The organism is Paracoccus haematequi, assembly GCF_900631945.1.
GTDB classification, from domain to species: Bacteria; Pseudomonadota; Alphaproteobacteria; order Rhodobacterales; family Rhodobacteraceae; genus Paracoccus; species Paracoccus haematequi_A.
In genome coordinates, this window is the sequence record NZ_UZWE01000100.1 from 1 (window position 1) to 598 (window position 598).

Here is a 598-nt window from a genome sequence, read left to right on the forward strand (position 1 = left end):
GGGCATGGGCAGTTCCTTCGGAAAGGGCGAGGGACGGGGGGCAGGGGAGATGCACCAGGGCTGGGGCGGCCGCAGCCGCCCCGGCCGGAGGCGGCTCAGCAGGCCGCCCTGTCGTCGCCCCCGCCATCCTGGCTGCCGCCGTCTTTGCCCCCGCCGTCCTGGGTTTGGCTGTCCTGGGCTCCTGCGCCCGGTGCCATGCCTACCGGGACGGCGGCCTTCTCGATCCGGTCGAGCCGGCGCTCCAGCTCGGCCCGCAGCCAGGGCCGGTAGACCTCGCTGATCACGTTGAGGATGCCCCGGTAGTCCTCGGGCGGCACCACCGCCTCGGGATGCTGCCGGCGCAGCCGGGCGTGCAGGCGTTTCTCGGCGGCGCAGGCGGCGTGTCCGGTGGGCATCGCCACGCGGCGCAGCAACGTCACCTGCGCGGTCTTCGGCAGCCCCAGCTGGTGTCTTTGGCGCTTCAGCGGATTGGCGCTGTAGCCGAGCTTCAGCAGGTCCATGCCGTCATGCCGGATGCCCAGCAGGTAGAGAAAGCTCGGCTTGGCCGCCCAGCTTTCCCCGCAACCGGCGCAGTCGCACTGCCCCCAGCCGAGATTGG

General features: G+C 72.4%; 1 protein-coding gene. It reads right to left on the reverse strand.

Features of this window, described 5'->3' with window-relative positions; translation table 11 throughout:
- Positions 1 to 95: 95 nt before the first annotated feature.
- Positions 96 to 598: GIY-YIG nuclease family protein (locus PARHAE_RS21295; protein WP_164555351.1), on the reverse strand; the 503-nt coding region annotated here is incomplete at its 5' end.